Source organism: Clostridium sp. LXY-7 (assembly GCF_056172015.1).
Genome location: NZ_JBLLJL010000023.1, coordinates 1 through 546, shown reverse-complemented (window position 1 = coordinate 546; position 546 = coordinate 1). Strand labels below are relative to the sequence as shown.

General features: G+C 40.7%; 2 tRNA genes and 1 rRNA gene. All 3 read right to left on the bottom strand.

The features are described 5' to 3' along the window. Nucleotides 1–38 precede the first annotated feature (38 nt). Nucleotides 39–115, bottom strand: a tRNA-Ile gene (locus ACI48Q_RS20975). 5 nt (nt 116–120) lie between these two features. Next, nucleotides 121–196 (bottom strand) — tRNA-Ala (locus ACI48Q_RS20970). Nucleotides 197–488: 292 nt separating this feature from the next. Next, nucleotides 489–546 (bottom strand): 16S ribosomal RNA (locus ACI48Q_RS20965); the annotation flags it as partial.

The following is a 546-nucleotide window of genomic DNA, read 5'->3' as shown; positions in this document are numbered from 1 at the left end:
TTTTCTTATTTTACTATGTAATTTTCAAAGAACATAAATGGTGGGTCTAAATGGACTCGAACCATCGACCTCACGCTTATCAGGCGTGCGCTCTAACCAGCTGAGCTATAGACCCACATGTGGTGGAGATAAAGAGATTCGAACTCTTGACCCCCTGCGTGCAAGGCAGGTGCTCTCCCAACTGAGCTATACCCCCATATTATTGGACATCATATTAAAATTACTATAAACTTCGTATTCCATGGCTAGCTTCAGTCACTAGGATGCTCATTTATATTTAATAAATTCCGCTCCTCATTCCTTTGCTACCTCGAACTACTAGTTTCTAATAATTTTAACTGTTGAGAGATAGTCTCTCAAAATTAAACAGAGTTAAAGTACCAGTGTCCAGCTAAGCTGGATGGGCTCATCTAAACTTACTAAAATTACTTTTATTAAGTAAGATTCGCTCAATGTCATAAGGGATTAACCTTATGTCGACTCCCTAGAAAGGAGGTGATCCAGCCGCAGGTTCTCCTACGGCTACCTTGTTACGACTTCACCCCA